The organism is Hyphomicrobium sp. (assembly GCF_041659645.1).
Taxonomy (GTDB): Bacteria; Pseudomonadota; Alphaproteobacteria; order Rhizobiales; family Hyphomicrobiaceae; genus Hyphomicrobium_B.
In genome coordinates this window covers 764121-784916 of the sequence record NZ_JBAZXX010000001.1, presented here as the reverse complement: position 1 = coordinate 784916, position 20796 = coordinate 764121, and the positions used below count along the sequence as shown (strand labels likewise).

Below are 20796 nucleotides of genomic sequence, written 5' to 3'. Positions count from 1 at the left end.
CTAGCGGCTCCAATCGTGATTTTCAACGGATTCGCAGGCAGTCGTCACTTACCGCGTAGGATATTCGAGAACGACGACAGCCGTTGCTTGATTTGCCCGACCATGGTGTTGCGCGACTGAAGCCGTTCGTGCGCCGATTCGCGATCGAGTTGCGTGCCGTATTTCTTCTGGTTTGCCGCATCCGCCTTGTTGATTGCCACCCGCTCGTCGGCGGTCAGCGGCCCAACGCGCGACATCGGCGGCCGGATCAGCGTCCGCTGAACCATCGACGGTTCGCCCTTGCCCGTCAGCAGCGACACCAGCGCCTCGCCAACCTGCAACTCCTGGATTGCGCGCTCCGTGTCGATCTTCGGATTCGGACGAAACGTCTGCGCCGCCGCCCGGATCGCTTTCTGCTCTCTCGGTGTGAACGCCCGCAGTGCATGTTGAACGCGATTGCCGAGCTGTGCCGAAACGCGGTCCGGCACGTCGCCCGGGCTTTGCGTCACGTAATAGACGCCGACGCCCTTCGAACGGATGAGCCGCGTCACGCGCTCGACCTGCTCAAGCACCGCCTTCGGCGCCTCGTTGAAAAGTAGATGCGCTTCGTCGAACAAAAAGACGAGCTTCGGTTTGTCGAGATCCCCGACCTCGGGAAGTTTCTCGAACAACTCCGTCAGCAGCCAGAGCAGGAACGTCGCGTAGAGACGCGGCGTGTTCATCAGCTTCTCCGCCGCCAGGACGTTGACCACGCCGCGCCCGTCGTCTGCGACTTTCAGAAAGTCCATGATGTCGAGCGCGGGCTCACCGAAGAACCTGTTGGCGGACTGCTCTTCGAGAACGAGCAAGCGGCGCTGAATGACGCCGACCGTGGCAGGCGCGATATGCCCGTACTCACTGCGAAGCGTCGACGCCTTCTTTCCCATTTCGTCGATGACGGACCTAAGATCCTGAAGATCCAGGATCGTCATCTTTTCGTCGCCCGCTTTGCGTTGGTCTTCGGCCCACCTGAATGCGATGTTGAGCACGCCTTCCTGCGGCTCGGTCAACTCCATCAGCCGCGACAGCAGCAGCGGCCCCATCTCCTGAACCGTCGCGCGCACCGGATGGCCATCGACGCCGAAGATGTCCCAGAAGACCGTCGGGAACGACGTGTTGCCGTACCGCGTGAGGCCGATCTCTTCCGCCCGTTCGACGAGCTTCGGCGACGGCGTGCCCGTGATGGCAATACCCGAAAGGTCGCCTTTGATGTCGGCGGCGAACACCGGAACGCCGGCCGCCGAAAATCCCTCGGCCAAGACCTGAAGCGTAACCGTCTTACCCGTGCCCGTCGCGCCCGTGACGAGACCGTGCCTGTTGGCGAGCGAGAGCTGGATGCATTCAGCGGCGAGGTCTTGTCCTGACTTGCTGACGCCGATGAGGATCAGGCCATCTTGAACATAGTCGCGAGGATCGGCGACGCCCTGGCCAGTCTCCTCGGGGCCATGCTTTCCGGTCATATCGCCTCCTCAATGCTCCGGACAGGCCGACTCGCCCTATCCCACGCCTGCCGTGATGCCATGCGCTGCGCACCGACGCAAACCTGGCCCAGCCCCAGCCGCCGTCCACGCCCCAGCGCGGCAATTGGGCCAAGCCACCGGAAAAATTCGGGCTCGCGCGACGGTCTTAACGGGGTATATCGGAAAGAACCCGTATCGATGACGCCCCTTTGCCTTGGGAACCAAGTTGTATGACGACCCAGACGCAAGACTTGCATTTCGCCCAGGATTTTCCGGACGCAAATATCGATGAATGGCGCTCACTCGTCGAAAAGGCCCTGAAAGGCGCAGATTTCGACAAGCGGCTCGTCTCCCAGACCGCTGACGGCATTAAGATCAATCCGCTCTACACCCGCGGTGACGCCCTTCAGAGCACGGTCGACGAAGTACCGGGTAGACCGCCCTTCACGCGCGGAATGGCGCCGGTCCGCGACGGCCTCGGTTGGGACATTCGAACCTTCCACATCGAATCCAACCCCCAAGCGGTGAACGCCGCAATTCTGGATGACCTCCAAGGCGGCGTGACATCTATCGCGCTCCAGGTCGGCGGCAACGGTTTGCCCACAACCAAGGACGCTTTCGCCGCGGCCCTCGCGGGCGTTCTTCTCGATGTCTGTCCCATTATTCTCGTCGCCGGAGAGAATGCCTTTGATGCCGCCCTGGCACTTCTGGCGGAGTGGGACGCAAAAGGCATCAAGCCGTCCGACCGCCAGGGGTCGTTCGGGGCCGACCCGCTCGGCACGCTCGCCGCGACCGGCCGACTTTCCGAACCGGTCGAAACCGCGCTCGCACGCGCCGTGGCCTTGATGAAGACGACGGCTTCTTCGGCTCGCGTCCAAGTCATGACGGCCGATGGCGTCGTCGCTCACGTCGCTGGTGCTAGCGAAGCCCAAGAACTCGCGTTCATGCTGTCGGCCTTGGTCTCTTATCTGCGCGCGGCCGAGCAAGGCGGGATCAGTCCGGCAGAGGCGCTGCCGAAAATCAACGTCGCGCTCGCCGCCGACGTCGACGAATTTTCAACGATCGCGAAATTGCGCGCCGCCCGCCGCTTGATCTGGCGTGTCGCCGATGCGTGTGGTGCCGGTGACGCGGCCTCCGCCGTCGAGCTCAACTGCCCGACGTCCTATCGCATCATGGCGAAGCGCGACCCTTGGACGAACATCCTTCGCACCACGATCGCCTGCGCGGGCGCGGCGCTCGGCGGTGCCGACGCCATCGTCGTGCTTCCCTTCACGTTCGCACTCGGTAAACCCGACGCGTTCGCGCGCCGCGTCGCACGCAACATTCAAATTGTCTGCCAAGAAGAAAGCCACCTCGGCCGCGTCAACGATCCGGCGGGCGGCTCCTGGTACGTCGAAAGCCTCACCGACGACATGGCGAAAAAAGCATGGGAGATTTTCCAGGATATCGAAGCCCGCGGCGGCCTCTTGGCCTGCCTCCAGTCCGGCTTCATCCAGCAGACAATCGCCAAGACGGCGGAAACGCGCGCCAAATCCATCGCCACCAACCGTCAGGAACTGACCGGCGTGAACGCCTTCCCGTTGCTCGGCGACGATGGCGTCCATACCGATCCCTGGCCTGCTCCGTCCGCGCCCGCTGGCAAAGCGGCAATCGAAATTGCGCCGTTGAAGCCTCACCGTCTTGGCGAAGCTTTCGAAGCGCTGCGCGACACCGCCGACGCACACGGCGGCTTTAAGGTATTCCTCGCCAGCATGGGCGAGATCGTCGATCACAACGTCCGCACGACCTGGACGAAAAACTATTTGGCGGCAGGCGGCATCGCTGCGCTCATCAGCGATGGCTACAAGACGCCGGAAGACGCCGTCGAAGCATTCCGCAAGTCCGGCGCATCGGCTGCCTGCATCTGCTCATCCGATGCGATCAACTCCGCTCTCGCCGCGCCAACGGCAACGGCTTTGAAAGCTGCCGGAGCCGCACTCGTGCTGATGGCCGGACGTCCGGGAGACAGCGAAGCGGCGCTCAAAGCCGCCGGCGTCGATCAGTTCCTGTTCGCCGGAGCCGATGCCGTCGCCACGCTGAAGGGCCTCCAGGAGAAACTGGCCTGAGCGAAAATAAGCCAAGGAACGCACTGCTCGTGGATTCAAAATTGCCGACCGTTCGGAAGGTGACGCATCGCAGAGATTTGCATTTGCGTTTGCGCCGTTATCGCCACGTCAGCCTGTCGCGCCGCGTCTGGCAGCGACGCATCATCTTTCTAACCGGCGCGATACTCATCGGCCTCGCGGCCGTGGGCTTCGCCGAACTCGCCGACAAGTCTCAGGACCTTTACTACGAAATCCTGAAAAGATGGCAGTGGCTGCCAATCCTCATGACGCCGCTCGGCTTTGCGGTGCTCGCCTATATCACGGCGCGGTGGTTCCCGGCCGCCGCCGGTAGCGGCATCCCCCAGGTCATCGCCACGCGCAAAAGCAAAAACTTCGCATTCCGTAACAGGTTACTTGGCTGGCCGACGATGATCGCCAAGGTCATCATGACCTCCCTCGCGCTTGTTGTCGGAGGATCCGTCGGGCGCGAAGGACCGACAGTCCAGATCGGCGCTTCGGTAATGCATGCCGTCGCCGGATTTGCGGGCATCGGCCGCCACAACGGTCTCGTACTCGCGGGCTCGGCTGCGGGCATCGCGGCGGCGTTCAACGCACCGATCGCCGGAATTTTGTTCGCCATCGAAGAACTGGCGAAATCTTATGCCGGACGTATCAACGAACTCGTCATCGCATCGGTGGCGATCTCAGGCGGCGTAGGCTGGCTCTTGATTGGCGACTACGCCTATTTCGGTGAAGTCTCGGCAAAGATGATCAACCCCGCCGATTGGGTTGCCGTCCCGATCTGCGCCGTGGTCGGCGGCATCATGGGTGGCATCTTCTCACGCTCACTCGTAACCCTGACGCTCAGACCGCCGCCGTTCGTCAAAAGCCTCCGCCGCAACCCGGCCCTGTTCGCTGCAATTTGCGGATTGATCGTCGCCGTGCTCAGCATCGCGACAGCGGGCTACGCCTCGGGCAACGGCTACCATGAAACGCGAGCGGGCCTCGTCCTCGGCGAACATATTCCTTATTGGTACGGACCGTCGAAGCTCATCACGACGCTGTTGTCGTCCGCCAGCGGTATTCCCGGCGGCCTTTTTTCGCCATCGCTCGCCGTCGGAACCGGGCTGGGCTCGATGCTGACTCCGATCTTCACGTTCATTGATCCCCGCGCGCTCATGCTGCTCATGACCGTCGGCTACTTCGCAGCTGTCGTGCAAGCGCCGCTCACCGCCGTCGTGATCGTGATGGAAATGACGACGGACAGCAGCATGGTCATCCCTCTGATGGCGACGGCGCTGCTCGCCGCTGGCATATCGCGCCTCATCCATCGCGAGCCGCTCTATCACGCGTTGTCCCACGGCTACGTGCCGTCTGCCCTCGACATCAAAAACGACGAAAAAAAATAGAGCGCACAGAAGCCGCGCCGGTCTTCAGCAGCCGCAGAAGATCCCAAGGCACGATCTCGCGGCCTTCGCGCATTTCGAGATCTGCGGCTCCATCGATTGGCCGGGGATTCCGATTTGGAAATCTTCGTTGCTGCTGCCGCCATCGGCCGCTAGAGCGCCACTCTGCGGAGACGGTCGATCAGCCGCGATCTTGGCGCGCTCGGCCGCTTCAGCGGGAACTACTCGATATTTCGCGAGACCGTTGCCGCTTTTCTTTTTTTTGGAGCAACGGCCGAAATCGGCGGCGCTTCCTCGGCGGAATCAACCACCATGCCGAGGCCCATAGCAGGTTCGAACCGCTTCTCGACGCGGTCATGGCTCGTCGTCGCCGCGACCTTCTTCTCCGCCTTGTGCCGTCGCGTCTTCTCGGCCGGATAACCCGTCACGATCTTCACAGGGTCCGCGAGAGCCTCCGCCGGTCGCCCGATCGGATCGGGTACAGAAATGCTCGGAACGCTCGGAATGCTGGCGACCACCACCGGCCGTGTGATTATGATCGGCGCTGGCTTCGCCACGCTAAGCTCGGCGGATTGCTGGGATGCTTGATGCTGCTCGGTCCCTTGAGACTCGAGGCCAGCAGTAAATTTGGCGCTCAAGGCCTCAGCCGCGAGACGTGCCGCTGGCGGATTTTGGGCGGCGAACGTCTGCGTCGCCATGATGAACTCGCTGAAATTGATGACCGGAACGAATTCCGGGATCTTCACCGCATCCGGCCTAACCAGCGGGATCGCGTCGGCCGCATCGGCCGGACTGCCGGCTCCAAATTTGGTCGGCGAAGAAAACGAAGACGCGACGACCGCGCCCAAAAGGACGGTGATTGCTTTGTATTTCACGACGCACACCCCACGCGATACTCGATGGGAGAACTCGTCGACTCCGGCCCGCACCGGTGCCGCGGCACCCGACAAAAACACACACGGCAGGGTAGCTGTCTTCCCTAACCCCCCGTGCCCCAATGACTAAAGAAACGCTAACAAAGGCAGGAGAATGGCGCGTTGCATACTCCACGCGAGTTCATCGCGGTGCTATTGGCGCGGCCGAAAACCCTGATGCGCGCCAGCGTCAGGCTCCCCTACTCCCGCCCGGAAGCTGCGAGTACGGCCATGATGCCAAGCATCGGGATCGATGCAAAAACCGATACGGCTGCGATCGCATATTCGTTGCCACCTTCAAACAGCGGCGAGAGAAGCGCTTGAGCGTCGGGAAGGGCGGCAACAACCACGGTTGCGGCAGTAACGACAGCGGCGGCGGCGGAACCAGCGACAATGGCGGACATGACGTCTCTCCTCTCGACTTGCGGCCGGCAATGGCCTGACGAGAGAGAGATTGCACCCGAAGCGCGCCGCCCGCTGTTACGCGAGTGACAACCAATCTGAAGGCTGGGTTGGACTTTTAACGAAAGAAATTCAGTCTGAAGCTACTGGTCGAGCTTCTCGATCTTGGCAGCCAAGTCGGGCACGACCGTCATGCGATAGCGGACGCCCTTGCACATGACGAACCACACCGTCTCGCTGGGCTTCGAAGCTTTCTCGTCCAATTTTGCGCTCTCGGGATGATCGCACGCAAAGCCCTGAAGGCGAAGTTGCGTCGCCAGCAGATCCATGGGCGGCTCAAGTCCGCTCTCGGCCAGGGCGCTTGTCGTCACCACCCCCGCGAAGACAGCCGAAACCAATAATGCAAATGAGTTGCTCATGAGACTATTCCGGAAATTGACGGCATAACGATACGACGAAAAGCGGATGGCATGCACGAGAACCGCCTTTCGAGGTAATATTATCGCGCCTATTCCTCAATTTTTACTGCACATGGACGATTGAGTGCAGCCACCAACGTATACGAAATCAACATCAATAGAAACCAAGACCCAAGCTTGCCGACGCTGACCAGCACCCAGCCATGCCTCTGGTTTGGGTAGGCCCAGGCGGCGGTAAATGTTCCGATGTTCTCGGCAAACCAGATGAAAAGCGCGACGAGGAAAAGGCCGAGCAGCAACGGCATGTGCCGGTGCGTCTTCCAGATTTTGTAGTAGATGGTGCACGGCCCAATCAGAATGACGGCCGCCGCGAACAGAAGAGGGCGGAAATCCCAGACGTAATGATGCGCGAAAAAATTCGCATAAATCGCAGCGCTTAGAATTCCGAGCGCCCACACCGGCGGATGCCGCGTGAAGCGGAAATCGAAAAGCCGCCAGCATCGCGCGATATACGATCCGATCGCCGCATACATGAATCCCGTAAAAAGCGGCACGCCACCGACGCGAAGCAAACTCGCCTCGGGATAGATCCAAGACCCGACGGACGTCTTGAAGATCTCCATCACCGTGCCGACGACGTGAAACACGAGGATGACCTTCGCCTCCTCGATCGTCTCCAGTTTGAAGACGAGCATCACCACCTGAATCAAGACCGCCGCGATAACTAGAAAGTCGTAACGCGCGAGCGTCGCGCCCTTCGGGTAGAAAAAATGCGTTGCGATCAGAAGGCCGAGCAGCAAAGCGCCGAACAGACACGCCCACGCCTGCTTAACGCCAAAGCGAACGAACTCGTAGGCGAAATGCGCGACGCGGCCACGGGCTTCGGCGGCTTCTCCAAGCTTCGCTTCCCAATCGATGAAGCGTGCCAGTGGCGGCCAGACCCGAGCCGCGCTTTGACGCGCGCCGTCGCCGGAAACCTTGCGTTGCATGCCTCACCCTGAAAACGGCGCCCAGACCGCGCGGCATCATGCCGAGGTTTATGGCTTTCTCATTTCCCCAGCGCGCCTTCATCAAGACCGCCGTCATTTGTGATATGGCAGGATCGAAAAGCTTCTCGGATTATTCGGCATGGCATCCCAAGACGCTCCGCCCTCCGCCCCAAGTCATTCCCTCCTGCTGCTTATGCTGATGGGCCTGCTGAGCGTCACCATTTCGGCATTCATAGCCGCGACGACGATGCTCGCACTCTCCGAGGGGCAGATCTCTGGAACAACCGCCGGATCGGCGGTCCAGAATTACGCCGACGACTTGCCGACAGCGGTGATCGCGGCGTTTCTTTGGTTCCTACCCATGGGGATATTCATTTTCCCACCCACTGCGAAATTTCTCGGCGCGGCCTCGGGCAGCGGGACCCTTCGTCTGTTGAAGTTCGTCTTTTTGGCAGCGGCTATGTGGTGCCTCCTCGCCGAAGCGATTTACCTCGTCCTGTCGCCGCTTGCGCCTGCGCCGCCGGGCGTCCAGCGCCACGATCTGATCAGCGCGGCGCTCAGCGGCGTCCTTTTCGCGATCGTTTACGATCTCCTTCTCCGCCGAAGGGACTACCTCTTGGACCGAAGCCGCCGTTAATCCACGCCTGCCACCCCACGCATGGGGGTAGACTCCCTGGACGGAGACAAAAGCCCGCGCGTGCGGCCGGGCTCCCGCAGGGGAGTCGCACGCGCCGACAAAACTTGTCCCCGCCCCTGGTTTTGCCGTACCGTACCCACGAACACATCCCATTTTGACCGGATCAGCGACCCGAATGACCTCGATCCCTAATTTCGCTCAGATTCCCCTCGATCCGGAAGTCCCCGGCAAACCCGCGGCGGCAGCCAAGGCTCCCGACACGCCCGTGTGGGAAACGCCCGAAGGCATTGCCGTGAAGCCGGTCTTCACCGATGCCGACACCGCTGGGCTCGACTTCGTCGATGGCTTGCCGGGCATTGCGCCGTTCGTGCGTGGTCCCTATCCGGCGATGTACGCGCTGCAGCCCTGGACTATCCGCCAGTACGCTGGTTTCTCGACGGCGGAAGATTCCAACGCCTTCTATCGCCGCAATATCGCCGCCGGTCAGAAAGGCCTCTCGATCGCGTTCGACCTTGCGACCCATCGCGGCTACGATTCAGACCATCCACGCGTCAAAGGCGACGTCGGCATGGCGGGCGTGGCGATCGATTCGATCTACGACATGCGCGTGCTCTTCGACGGCATTCCGCTGCAAGACATGACCGTCTCGATGACGATGAACGGCGCCGTGCTGCCCATTCTCGCACTCTTCATCGTCGCGGGTGAAGAACAAGGCGTGCCGCCGCAGAAGCTCGCCGGAACCATTCAGAATGACATTCTGAAAGAGTTCATGGTGCGCAACACCTATATCTACCCGCCGACGCCATCGATGCGCATCGTGTCAGACATCTTCGCCTACACCAGCGCGAACATGCCGAAGTTCAACTCGATCTCGATTTCCGGCTATCATATGCAGGAAGCGGGCGCGACCGCCGACCTCGAACTCGGCTACACGATCGCCGACGGTATCGAATATGCGCGCGCCGGTGTTGCGGCGGGCCTCGATATCGACGCCTTCGCGCCGCGCCTGTCGTTCTTCTGGGCGATCGGCATGAACTACTTCATGGAGATCGCCAAGATGCGCGCCGCGCGTCTGCTCTGGGCGAAGCTCATCAAGGAAGAATTCAAGCCGAAGGACCTGCGTTCTATTTCGCTGCGCACCCATTCGCAGACGTCGGGCTGGTCGTTGACTGCGCAAGATATCTTTAACAACGCCACACGCACCTGCCTTGAAGCGATGGCCGCCACGCAGGGCCACACGCAATCCCTGCATACGAACGGCCTCGACGAAGCCATCGCACTGCCGACGGACTTTTCCGCTCGCATCGCCCGCAACACGCAGCTTCTTCTGCAGCAGGAATCAGGCACCTGCCGCACCATCGACCCGTGGGGCGGCAGCCATTACGTCGAGCGTTTGACATTCGAGCTTGCGAAGAAGGCGATGTCGCACATCGAGGAAGTCGAAGAGCAAGGCGGCATGGCGAAGGCAATCGCCGCTGGCATTCCAAAACTTCGCATCGAGGAAGCCGCCGCCCGCACCCAGGCCCGCATCGATAGCGGCCGCCAGACCATCACCGGCATCAACAAGTACAAAATCCAGGGCGACCGAGAGGTCAACTTCCTCAAGGTCGACAACCGCGCCGTCCGCGAAGCCCAGTTGGCCAAGCTCGATCGCCTGCGCGCCGAGCGCAACGAGGTGGAAGTCCAGGCAGCACTCGAAGCACTGACGAATGGCGCGCAGGGCAACGCCAACTTGCTCGACCTCGCCGTTCAGGCTGCGCGCAAGAAAGCGACCGTCGGCGAAATCTCCTACGCGCTCGAAAAAGTGTATACGCGCCACAAGGCTGAAATCCGCGCCATCAGCGGAGTCTACAAGAAGGAAGCGGCGATGAATCCGAGCGTCGACCGGGTCAAAAAGCTTGTCGAAGCCTTCGACAAGAACGACGGCCGCCGCCCGCGCATCCTCATCGCCAAGCTCGGCCAGGACGGCCACGACCGCGGCCAGAAGGTCATCGCCTCGGCGTTCGCCGACCTGGGCTTCGACGTCGATATCGGACCGCTGTTCGCCACCGCCGATGAAGCCGCGCGCCAAGCCGTCGAGAATGACGTCCACGTCGTCGGCGTGTCGTCGCTGACAGCCGGGCACTTGACTCTGGTGCCGGAACTCAAGGCGGCGCTCGACAAGGAAGGCCGCGGCGACATCATGATCGTCGTCGGCGGCGTCATTCCGCCGTCAGACTATGACGAGCTGTTCCGCTCCGGCGCCAAAGCGGTATTCGGCCCCGGCACCAACATCCCCGAAGCCGCCGCCGACCTCGTCGAAAAACTCAACGCTCAGTTGGGGTACGTCGACAAACAAGCGGCCGAGTAATGCACTTTGATTACGTCCCCACGTGACATAAAATACGACCCGCATCTCGATCCAGAGCGAGTAGGTGCTATTGGCGTTGCACGCTACGCGGTAGAATTTTTTGCCGCTGGTGAAGCTGCTGACGATGCAATCGGGAGCGAGTATCTGGACGTCGCTCCCACGTCGGTGACATTCTTAATGGGCAGATCCTTGGAACTAGCCCTGAAGGCCTTCCTCATTCATAAAGAAATACCTCTCGACTTCCTTAAGAGAGATGTCGGGCATAACCTTGAGCGCGCGCTGACAAGAGCCGAATCTGCTGGTCTTTCGAGCATCGTCACACTCACCGACCAAGATCGCTCCATCATAATCATGCTGAATGCGAGCTACTCAAAGAAAGACTTGGAGTATTTCATTCGAGGAGCGGCCACATATCCCCTCTACCGTCCACTGCAGTCGGTTTGTAAACGCGTGCTGGAGGCGATCATCAATGAAATTCCTGATGCTCGAATTTTACTCCGCAGTCGAGCAGGTCGAATTTTTGAGAGCGTTCAAACTTAATGCGCTCGGATGCCTCTTGGAGCGCTAGCGGCGTTATAACTTCATAGCAAAAAGGCCCAAAACCATGGCATTCGACCTGATCAAGCTGGAAATCGAGCAGCTTCTGACCGACATGCAGAACCAGCCCCAAGACGGCCACGAAATTTATCTGTCCGTTATGGAAAAGCTGAACCAGCTAAAGGCGACCGGCATGCCGCTGCCGGAGGATCTCGTGACGCTCGAGCGCAAGCTTGAAGAAGAGTTCGCAAGCGAGCAGCGGGAAGGCGAATAGCGGCAATCGTCGCCACTGGCACCACGCGCTTTTCGCTCGTCAGGCGAACGAAAGACCAGAGGGCCGGCCATCGCGCGCCAGCCCTCTCAATTTCTCGCACTTAGTCTCGCTTACCAATTCCAGCGCACGCCGGCCTTGGCCTTGATTTCGTCGGTGTCGTCCGTGCGTCGACCGCCCTCGACATCGAGAAAAGCCTGGCCATGTGTGCCGAGCGCCACGGCGGCGCTTAGCCCCCCGAATGCAGTTCCGACAGAACGGTCCGAACCAGGATCGAACGAGAAATCTGCGCCGACGATCGAACCGCTGACATCCGTATTCCCGACCTGCGTGTAACCGCGAACGCCGACAAAAGGCGCCACGAAATATTCGACACCGTTCGCCGCCGAAAAGTTCATCGGCAGTCTGAGTTCGGCCCGCGCGTGAAACAATTGGAGGCTCTGACCGTCAACCGACATGGCCCCGGCTCCGCCGTCCTCGCTATAGCTCTCCGACCACGAACCCGCATAGCCCACACGCGCGGCAGCTAGGAGCGGCGTTCCCAGAAAGCCGCCACGAGAGGAAACGCCAAGAACCGGATTGACGAACATGCTCCAGTAATCGCCGTTTTCCGTCTCGGAGCCCGTGATCGTCAGATTGTTCGCGGTCGTGCGCTTGGTGCCATGTTCCGAGCCGCCCAGCGTCAACGCTCCGTTGAGATCGAATCCGCGAAATGCCTTCTGTGCGTAAAATCCGCCGAACACGCTCGTCGCATCGCTGCTTTCGGCGGCGTCATTCGCATCAACCGCGCCGTAAGCTCCGCCGAGAAAAACACCACCGCGCTCCCCTCCGCCGAAGTTGCGATCGTAGCCGGCGACCATTCCCCCGACAGTGCTCGACGTGTCCGAATGTCCTCCCTCACCGTCGGTCTGTGTCCAAGTGCCGAACGCCCCACCCCATCCGGCGAGTGCCGGCATATGGTCCCGTCCGCCGCCGCCTTCGCCCTCGTCCTTCAGAGAAGCGCGCATTCCAAGATTCATTCCGCCGGCAAAGCCCGACGACGCTCCCGCCCCCTGCGACCTGGGCGAAAGACCTTCCAACTGGCCAAAGACCGTATCGGCAATCCCCTCGGTCAAATCCGAGAAGGCACCGGCCGCAGCCGCCTGCGCCGAAGCATTGATGATCCCGACCTTGTTGCCGGATACGACAACCACCTGGCCAGGAGCGTTGACGATCTCGGGAGCCGAATTCGAGAACGTGTACACGGCGCCGCGGGTTTGCAGGTAATTCAAGGTATCCCGGCCGCCGCCGAGGTCCATCAGTCCGGTAACGACCGACCCCGAGCGCAAGGTCAGGGTATCGTTGCCGTCACCTGTCCGGATCGCTTCGGTCGCGCCAGCGATGGTTCCGGAGTTATCGATCACATTGTCATAAGCGCCTTCGATCCGAATGCCCGTCCCCGTGACGCCCTCAATCGTGCCACGATTGGTAATGTGCGTCGCCGCGACGCCCGCTCCGCCCGAGCCATCATCGATGAGGATGCCGTTCTGAGCACCACGAACAAGGGCGCCCGAGCCATTGATGATCGTGCCACCGCCGGCCGCGATGCCTTCCGAACCATTAGGCGCCCCGCCGTCATCGACGCCGCCCGCGCCGGTGCCGATAATCTGACCGTAGTTTTCAATGTGGGCGACGCCATCGATATCGACCCCGTCGCCGTCTCCATCGCCCTTGCCAACGTAATCACCGCGAATGAGACCGAAGTTGTACACCGAGCAGTTGCACAGCGTTCCAACCGTATCGAGGCCGACACCCGCGCCGTTCCGGCCAATCATCTCGCCGCCGGCGTAGTTCCATACGGTGATGCTCGTGGCCGCCGCATCGCCGCCATTCACGCCGTTGTGCTGGCCATCGATTACGCCATAGTTCTCGATGAGGATTTTGTCGACGCCTTCCTTGATGTCGATCGCGTCGTTCTTGTCTCCGAGATCGCCGGAGCTTTTGATCGTGCCGTAGTTGGTAATCTTCGTGTTGCTTCCCGGGCGGATTGCGTCGTCGTCTTTGGCGCTGATTAGTGCCGCGGTGTTATTCGGCGATCCATTGACGATCGTGCTCCCCGGCAGGTTGCTGTCGGCGAAATCGAGGGCCTGACCGCTGCCCTTGGCCCAGATGGTTCCTTGATTGTCGATATGGTAGCCGGTAGCCGCACCAATCTTCATGACGTCATCGCCGAGCGATGTAATCGATGCGCCGGCTCCGTTGTGGACATCGAGCGTGAGGCCGCTGGTTTGGCCGCGTATGGCTCGGGCCGTGCCGGTCTGCTCGATGATGCCGTTATTGTTGATCGTCGCCGTACCGCTCGTGCCGTTCACTCTCACCGAAGTGCTGTTCGTACCTGAGGTCCCCGATACGGAAAGCTTCGCACCTTTATCGACGGTCAAGACATCTCCACCATTGATGATCTGCTGAGCGGTCGTCGTGCCGCTGACCTTCGTTTCTCCAGCGAAGGCGGTCGCTGGACCTGAAAAAACACACGCTCCCGCAAGTCCGGCCTTCACGGCAAGACGAACCCCACGAACAATTTGCATATAGCCCCCAACGCACTGACTTACTCAGAGGGCTGTTAACGGCGGCATATGACGTCTCGCCAACACACGCCGTTGTGTGAAACCGCAAACACAACAGTGTGATCTAAAAAGCTCATCTTGGTCCGCGAAGCGGCCGTACCGAAATTCGCAGCCATCGCTTTAAGGCGTTCGCTACCTGTCCGGATACCACGCCGTAAACTTGACGGCAGCCAACAGCGCAAGGACCGTAACGATGATCCCGAAGCGGACCGGGATCTCCGGCATCGTAAGCATCACGAGATCGGCCAGAACAAGGGCGAGAAACGCCAGTGCCCAAACGGCTGCGATGACGTAATTGGTACGGACGAATTCAGGATTGCCCCATAGCGCCGGTTCTGTTTCCTCGCGCGCATACTGTAGTGTGAAAGGCTGACCGATTAACATCGAGAACAGCACGACCACTAGCAATCCGGAGTCGACCAGAAGCCGCACGGTAATGATCGACCAGTCCGGATTTTTGAGCGCGACGTAGGCCGCAAGTCCGGCGAACAATACAAAGGTTCCGACTTCGAGAATCTTGGCGGCGTGATGCAAGATAAAACGCTCACGCACAATCAGAATAGCCGACACCAACGCGCCCGCGACCAATCCCTCTAAGGGGCCTGCAAGCCTATCGACGATGGCAAAGACCACGAATGGCGAGAAGGCAAGCAGAATACCCACGGATCAACTCCCCCTGCATCAGATGCACACGGATTATCTCGGCACCGCTTATAGCACCTATGCACCTTTCCGCCGCTATCTGTAAATCCCGGGTGCGTCGAAGGAGAGGTCATGACAATCAAAGTCACGTCATGATGATGCTCGGCCGGATGCCGGGTGACGGCGGTGGAGCGCGGGTATCCGGAAATATTAACTCACCCGTGCCTTACGCCCCGCACCAAACTCGTCAGCAGGCGTACCACGGCGGCGACGACGAGACCGATCAGCAGAAGAAGCATCGACTTTGGTCCGAGTTCACCGAACAGACTTGCATACGCCGTATTCGATGAGCCCGATAAAAACCGCTCGACCAGACCTGCAATCGTCTCCAGAACGGCACCCGCGAAACGCACCAGCGTTCCGAAAAGCTCGAAGCTGTAGACGTTGAGACCGGTGTAAACGAGGATCGTCAGCACGAGTTCGACGATCAGCAGGATGACCGTCGAAACGATGGCGCTCAATGCCCGCATAAATGTCCCTCCGGGAAAATCAGAAGTCGGCATTATCGCCAAACAACGGCGTCAATATGCTGCGGAAGGCTCGACGGCCTCGCGACGGTTGCGGCGGAGCGTTGCGCAGAAACAAAAGCGGCCCCACCAAGGGCCGCTTCGCAAATCCATCATTCGCCCGGACGCGCCGCGTCCTGCGGCAGCGCTCAATACTTCCGCAAACGGAAGAACGCCGTGCCAGCTTCACCCGCGAGGCTCACGGAGCCGGTGCTGCCAGAAACCGTGATCTTGATCGAACCGCCGGTATTGTACTGCTCGTTGAAAAATCTGCCGACGTAGCTGCTGGCACCAACCTTTGTCAGCTGGGCCGTCTGATCGACCTTCGCCGATGGCGTCGCGCACGATGCCGACATTTCATAGCTCCGCTCGCCCGTTTTCGCGAAATGCGCGCGGCATCGCGCATTCTCCTTCGAGCCGGAGGCAAAATTGATCGAACCGTTTCCGGCCCATGTTCCGACGAGCATTGCGGACTCGGCGCGCGCTTCGGCAGCAGACAGACCGAGCCCCATCGCACCGGCGAGCACAACAGCAAAAATCGAAGCGCCACGCGCTTTCCAAGGTTGGCTCTGGATCATCAAATTACTCCGTTGAGACCGGTGCGCCCCGCCGATTATAGCGCACCTTGTCGAATGTTGCAGCGGGGAGCACGTAGGCATCGAAGCGAATTTCGTCAATTGCCATGATTTCCAAACTGCGCGTTTTCCTGGTGTCGCCGCGCGGTTCTTATGGCGCGGCAAAAACGTTACCGCCCCAGATCAGTGAACCGTGATGACATCCATGTGACGCGGTCCAGCGCCACCTCGACACTTGGTTGCGGCATTCTTACCGGCCGAGCTTGTCGTTTAAGAAAAAGCATGCTCAGCAGGGGGCATGAAGACCCTTCCGGAATCCTTCCGCCCTTTCGATGCCCGCATGCTCGACGTCGGCAATGGCCATTGGGTCTACGTCGAGGAAGTCGGCTTGAAGGGCGGCCGCCCGATCGTATTCCTGCACGGTGGCCCCGGAAGCGGGTCGCAGGCAATGCATCGGACGCTATTCGATCCGGCGCGCGACCACGTCTTTCTGGTCGACCAGCGCGGAGCCGGACGCAGCCACCCTTACCTTTCGCTGCAAGCCAACACGACGGCGCACCTCGTTGCCGACCTCGAGGTCATCCGCGAGCATTTCGCCATCGCGAGATGGATGATGGTCGGCGGCTCGTGGGGATCGACCCTGGCGCTCGCTTACGCCGAACAACACCCCGAGCGCGTGTCAGCTCTGGTTCTGCGCGCCCTCTTTCTCGGCACTGACGAAGAAGTCCGCTGGGCCTTCGTCGATGGCCCGCAAATTTTTCGCCCCGAGCTTTTCGAAGCTTTCTGCCGCCATCTTCCCGTGGCGGAGAGGATCGACCCTCTCGCCGCCTACATCGAACGCTTGGCTGGCCCCGACGGCGCGAAGCGAACACTGGCCGCTCACGCTTGGAATGCCTACGAGCGCGCTCTCTCCGAGCTGGCGCCGAAACATGCCGCTATTCCCGAGACGGTTGCCGACGGCGCGCGCCTGCCGCCGACGCCGATCGTCGAAGCTCACTATATCAAGAACAGTTTCTTTCTGACGCCCGGTCAATTGCTATCGAATGCCCATAAGCTGCGGGACATCCCGGGCGCTATCATTCAAGGGCGCTATGATCTCATTTGTCCGCCGAAAAACGCCCACGCGATCGCCGAGGCGTGGCCCGCCGCCCGCCTCGAAATCATCGATCACGCCGGCCATTCGATGACCGAGCACGGCGTCATGGACGCCATGCGTCGCGCGATTTCTTCTCTCCCGGATCAGACCAGGGCAACTTAACCACTCTGGCCTAACTCCGGCAGTTCCGCGTCCGAGCGACACAGTCGAGACCAAATTGGCAATCCCGGCTTGACTTTAGGTCCGAACACCGTCACTAGCACGGACATTGCTCTTCGATGGCGCTCGGGTCCTCGTGCCACTCCAAGCGGTTCAATCACCGCGCTCGACCCTGCATTGAGATCAATCCTTATAGACAAGGCCACACCCCGAAAGCGCCGGTGTGGGCCATGGGACTAGCACCGGCACGAGATGCGCGGGCCTAGAAGCCCTTGGGAACTCTTTCACTTTGACAAATGAGACTTTTGAGGCGTTCGGATTTGCCGAGCCTCTTTCGCGCGCACTCACGCAGTGCGGCTACACCACCCCTACGCCTATCCAGGCCCAGGCGCTGCCGCCGCAACTCGAAGGCCGCGACATCCTTGGCATGGCCGAAACCGGCTCCGGCAAGACCGCAACCTTCCTCCTCCCCCTTCTGAATAAGATGGCGACGAACCCGTCCGACCCGCAGTGGAAGCAGGTTTTTGCGCTGATCCTGGCGCCGACGCGTGAACTCGCGGTCCAGATCGACCAGGAAGTCGCGAAGCTGTCGCGTAACATGAACCTACGCCGCGCCGTCATCCTTGGTGGCGTCAGCAAGGGTCCGCAGATCAACGCTCTGAAGCGCGGCGTCCACGTTCTCGTCGCGACGCCGGGCCGCCTGCTTGACCATGTGAACATGCGCAGCTGCGATCTCTCGGGCGTCCAGACGCTCGTCATCGACGAAGCCGACCGCATGTTCGACATGGGCTTTATTCGCGACATCAAGAAGATCGTTTCGCTCATCCCGCAGAAGCGCCGCACCGCACTGTTCTCTGCGACGATGCCGGACGAAATCAAGAAGTTCGCCTACGACATCCTGCACGATCCCTATCGCATCGATCTCTCTGCGAAAAAGATTGTCGTCGAGCGCATCGATCAGAAGATCATGATCGTGAAGTCGACCGAGAAGCAGAGCCGCCTGCACACCATTCTCGGTGATGAGGCCACCAAGCGCGTCATCGTTTTCACGCGGACGAAGCGTGGCGCCGACCGCGTCGCGGATCGCCTCGCAATGGCCGGCATCAGCTCGTCGGCGTTCCACGGCAACAAGGCCCAGAACGCTCGTCAGCGCGCCCTCAATGATTTCACGATGGGGCATGTCCGCGTTCTCGTTGCGACCGACATCGCAGCACGCGGCATCGACGTTTCCGACGTCACGCATGTCATCAACTTCGACATGCCGCTCGATCCCGAGACCTATGTGCATCGCGTCGGCCGTACGGCCCGCAAAGGCACAAGCGGCATCGCGATCTCGCTGTGCGATCCGTCAGAGCGCCAGGAAGTTCGCGCAATCGAACGGATGATAAAGCAGCCGATTGAAGTCATCGACGACGTTGGCGGCGAAGTCCTCCCGATGCCGGAACGTCATTCTCATCGCGATGAAAACGCTCCGCGCCGCGAAGGCGGACAGCGTGGCGGTCGCGGTGGTGAAAACGGCCATCGCGGCGGCGGCGCTCGACCGAACCGTAGCGCTGGAGCGGCTCACCCGAGGCGCGAACGCTCGAACAACGGCCAGCGCGCTGAACGCTCGCACGGCCCGGCTGAGCGCCGTCCCTACAATCCTTTGGGCGACGCCTTCGGCTCGGAAGGAACGGCGAAGGCCGGTGCAGCCGGTCGCGAGCATCGCCCGCGTCCGGACCACACCCGGCCCGATCGTCCGCAGCGCGATCATGCGCCTCGCTGCGAACCCCGCTCGGCCGATCAACGCTCTGCCAACGGCCATAGCCGTCCCAGCGAGCACCGTTCTGCTGAACGCCGCCCAGGCGAGCGCTCGAACAGCGAACGACCGAACGGCGAACGCCGCGGTCACGAGCATCGTTCAAGCGAACGTCCGGCCGGTGAACACCGCGCGTCCGAGCGTCGTGGCGAACATCGTCCCGCGCGCCCGTCCGACAAGCCGCACGCCGATCGCAACCACGCTTCCGCGGGACGCCACCGCACCGAAGCGGGCAGCGCCAATCGCGAACCCGGTCAAGCACCGAGAAAGCCACAGCAGAACGGCGAAGGCCGTCGGTCTTGGGGTGATGCCGGCGCTCCGAAGTTCATGAAGCGCAAGGATGACGGCACCCGCGCCCGTCCGGCCCGCTAAGCAGCGCACAGCTAAGAAATAATATGAAGCCCGGCCCATAAAAAAGGCCGGGCTTTTTAGTGCCCGGCCAAGTCTGGCGACTGGAGAGTAGAACAGCGGGAAATAGGACCGAAGAACCTTAGCCCTTCTTGTCCGGCTCTGCCGGTGCCAGTTCCGGACCGCCGTCGTTGTCGTCGTTGTCCTTCATCTGCGAACCGCCGTGATCGCGACCGCCGTCATGGCCGAACCAGCCGTGTTGACGGCCACCCGGACCCCAGCCTTCGGCAAAGCGGTGTCCACCGCGATGACCGCCAAAGCCCGGCGACAACTGATGCATCAACGGACGCAGGACGTCTTTCTGCTCATCCGATAGCGACGCGTAGAACGGTGAGAACGCCGTCGAGAACGCCTTCATGTGGTCGGCGCGCTCGGACATACGTGCGCTCATCTTCTCAAAGCGCGTTGCGAGATCGGCGCGTTTGTGTTCGCCGTCCTTATCGCCCTTTTCGCGAGCAGCCTTCCACTCTTCGCGCTTCTTCTTCCATTCTTCGATCCGCGATTCACGCACCTTGAATGCGCCGCGAACCTGCGTTTCGACCGGCGCCCAAAGCTTCTCCTGGTCCGGCGTGAGTTGTAGCGCGGTCTTCACCATCGCCAAACGGCCTTCCTCGAGACGCGAGCGGGTTTCGGGCGTCATTGTGCGCCAGCCGCCGCCATCAACCGTCTTGGCGATAGCAACGGTAGCGGGCACCGCTACGATCGCTGCAAGAGCAATCCAGGTACCGCGCGATAGATTTTTCATGAATATCTCCTTCGGGCCGGAGAGGCATTGGGGATTATTGCCCGGCCATCGAAGTTAAAAACGCAGCCATGCTCTCGATCCGTCGCGAGACTTTGACGAGCGTGCGAGATGAATAAAAATGAACGAAATCAGGCGAAATATCGGCAAACGGTCGCCCGAAATGCAAAGGCGATATCACCGCGAAGGCGCAGCGCCAAAACGCCTAATTCGTTTGGTTGATGATCGCCGGAGTGCGCGGATCGATAGCGGCAGCCCGGCTCGGCTTATCGGCTTCTCCAAGCTTTTGCGGAGCGACCGAGCCGCGCAGCAAATTCGCCGAAGGCTGCGCATAGATCACCCGGTCACGGCCCGCAAAGCATCCAGCGATGCAAATCACGAGATCCTCGTTCGGCCGGGACGCAAGAATTTGCTTCACCAGCGGGCTCTCCGTTCCCGGCAGTTCCCGCAACGTCGAACCGTCCACCGGAACACTGTTGAGATTGCCAGGCTTCGGCGTGTACGCGTCGGCTCCCGCCGGTTCGAGTTGCCCACCTTCTACCGAGCCCCCATCGACGTCCCCGTCTTCAGCGAAGACGCCCGTGATCGGCATGAGAGCGAGAAAAGCAAAAATAGCGGCGGGGGCAATGAATCGCGACGAGCTACGCATAACGCCAGGCTCCAATACTGAACAAATCCGCAAGAAGTGTGCCGCACCGAAGTTAAGGAAACGCTTAA

General features: G+C 60.8%; 19 protein-coding genes. 8 read left to right on the top strand and 11 right to left on the bottom strand.

What is annotated here, in order from left to right; genetic code table 11:
- Positions 1 to 44: 44 nt before the first annotated feature.
- Complete coding sequence (locus WC811_RS03585) at positions 45 to 1478, bottom strand: helicase HerA-like domain-containing protein (RefSeq protein WP_372641053.1); 1434 nt, start codon at positions 1476 to 1478, stop codon at positions 45 to 47.
- Positions 1479 to 1708: 230 nt separating this feature from the next.
- On the opposite strand from WC811_RS03585, the gene WC811_RS03580 reads away from it, so the two are divergent.
- Positions 1709 to 3583, top strand: a complete 1875-nt coding sequence (locus WC811_RS03580) for a methylmalonyl-CoA mutase family protein (RefSeq protein ID WP_372641051.1) — start codon at positions 1709 to 1711, stop codon at positions 3581 to 3583.
- Between the two features lie 29 nt (positions 3584 to 3612).
- Positions 3613 to 4971 (top strand): chloride channel protein, encoded by a 1359-nt coding sequence (locus tag WC811_RS03575; RefSeq protein ID WP_372641049.1) that lies wholly within the window; start codon positions 3613 to 3615, stop codon positions 4969 to 4971.
- A 218-nt stretch (positions 4972 to 5189) separates the two neighbouring features.
- On the opposite strand, the gene WC811_RS03570 is transcribed toward WC811_RS03575, so the two are convergent.
- The 4 genes from WC811_RS03570 to WC811_RS03555 form a co-directional block, all read right to left on the bottom strand.
- A complete protein-coding gene (locus tag WC811_RS03570; RefSeq protein WP_372641047.1) occupies positions 5190 to 5843 on the bottom strand; it encodes a hypothetical protein in 654 nt (217 codons plus the stop codon).
- A gap of 239 nt (positions 5844 to 6082) precedes the next feature.
- Positions 6083 to 6286, bottom strand: coding sequence for a hypothetical protein (locus WC811_RS03565; protein WP_372641045.1), 204 nt, complete (start codon positions 6284 to 6286; stop codon positions 6083 to 6085).
- A gap of 141 nt (positions 6287 to 6427) precedes the next feature.
- A complete protein-coding gene (locus tag WC811_RS03560) occupies positions 6428 to 6703 on the bottom strand; it encodes a hypothetical protein (RefSeq protein WP_372641043.1) in 276 nt (91 codons plus the stop codon).
- An 89-nt stretch (positions 6704 to 6792) separates the two neighbouring features.
- Entirely contained in the window at positions 6793 to 7692 is a 900-nt protein-coding gene (locus WC811_RS03555) for a DUF817 domain-containing protein (RefSeq protein WP_372641041.1), read from the bottom strand.
- Positions 7693 to 7831: 139 nt separating this feature from the next.
- On the opposite strand from WC811_RS03555, the gene WC811_RS03550 reads away from it, so the two are divergent.
- The 4 genes from WC811_RS03550 (at position 7832) to WC811_RS03535 (ending at position 11490) form a co-directional block, all read left to right on the top strand.
- Positions 7832 to 8329, top strand: a complete 498-nt coding sequence (locus tag WC811_RS03550) for a hypothetical protein (protein ID WP_372641039.1) — start codon at positions 7832 to 7834, stop codon at positions 8327 to 8329.
- 175 nt (positions 8330 to 8504) lie between these two features.
- Positions 8505 to 10679, top strand: a complete 2175-nt coding sequence (scpA, locus tag WC811_RS03545; protein WP_372641037.1) for a methylmalonyl-CoA mutase — start codon at positions 8505 to 8507, stop codon at positions 10677 to 10679.
- A gap of 6 nt (positions 10680 to 10685) precedes the next feature.
- Complete coding sequence (locus WC811_RS03540; protein ID WP_372641035.1) at positions 10686 to 11219, top strand: hypothetical protein; 534 nt, start codon at positions 10686 to 10688, stop codon at positions 11217 to 11219.
- A 64-nt stretch (positions 11220 to 11283) separates the two neighbouring features.
- Positions 11284 to 11490: a hypothetical protein gene (locus WC811_RS03535; RefSeq protein ID WP_372641033.1), complete on the top strand. Its 207-nt coding sequence runs from the start codon at positions 11284 to 11286 to the stop codon at positions 11488 to 11490.
- Positions 11491 to 11600: 110 nt separating this feature from the next.
- On the opposite strand, the gene WC811_RS03530 is transcribed toward WC811_RS03535, so the two are convergent.
- The 4 genes from WC811_RS03530 to WC811_RS03515 form a co-directional block, all read right to left on the bottom strand.
- Entirely contained in the window at positions 11601 to 14054 is a 2454-nt protein-coding gene (locus tag WC811_RS03530; RefSeq protein ID WP_372641031.1) for an autotransporter domain-containing protein, read from the bottom strand.
- Positions 14055 to 14225: 171 nt separating this feature from the next.
- On the bottom strand, positions 14226 to 14756 hold the full coding sequence (locus WC811_RS03525; protein WP_372641029.1) for a hypothetical protein: 531 nt from the start codon (positions 14754 to 14756) through the stop codon (positions 14226 to 14228).
- 194 nt (positions 14757 to 14950) lie between these two features.
- Positions 14951 to 15265, bottom strand: a complete 315-nt coding sequence (locus WC811_RS03520; protein WP_372641027.1) for a hypothetical protein — start codon at positions 15263 to 15265, stop codon at positions 14951 to 14953.
- Positions 15266 to 15450: 185 nt separating this feature from the next.
- Positions 15451 to 15879, bottom strand: a complete 429-nt coding sequence (locus WC811_RS03515; protein WP_372641025.1) for a hypothetical protein — start codon at positions 15877 to 15879, stop codon at positions 15451 to 15453.
- A 295-nt stretch (positions 15880 to 16174) separates the two neighbouring features.
- On the opposite strand from WC811_RS03515, the gene pip reads away from it, so the two are divergent.
- Positions 16175 to 17134, top strand: coding sequence for a prolyl aminopeptidase (pip, locus tag WC811_RS03510; RefSeq protein WP_372641023.1), 960 nt, complete (start codon positions 16175 to 16177; stop codon positions 17132 to 17134).
- A gap of 286 nt (positions 17135 to 17420) precedes the next feature.
- On the top strand, positions 17421 to 19301 hold the full coding sequence (locus WC811_RS03505; protein ID WP_372641021.1) for a DEAD/DEAH box helicase: 1881 nt from the start codon (positions 17421 to 17423) through the stop codon (positions 19299 to 19301).
- Between the two features lie 118 nt (positions 19302 to 19419).
- Here the strand turns inward: WC811_RS03505 and WC811_RS03500 are convergent, their stop codons facing one another.
- Entirely contained in the window at positions 19420 to 20082 is a 663-nt protein-coding gene (locus WC811_RS03500; protein ID WP_372641019.1) for a Spy/CpxP family protein refolding chaperone, read from the bottom strand.
- 202 nt (positions 20083 to 20284) lie between these two features.
- Positions 20285 to 20728 carry a hypothetical protein gene (locus WC811_RS03495; protein WP_372641017.1) on the bottom strand — a complete coding sequence of 148 codons (444 nt, stop codon included), beginning with the start codon at positions 20726 to 20728 and terminating at the stop codon, positions 20285 to 20287.
- Positions 20729 to 20796 lie beyond the last annotated feature (68 nt).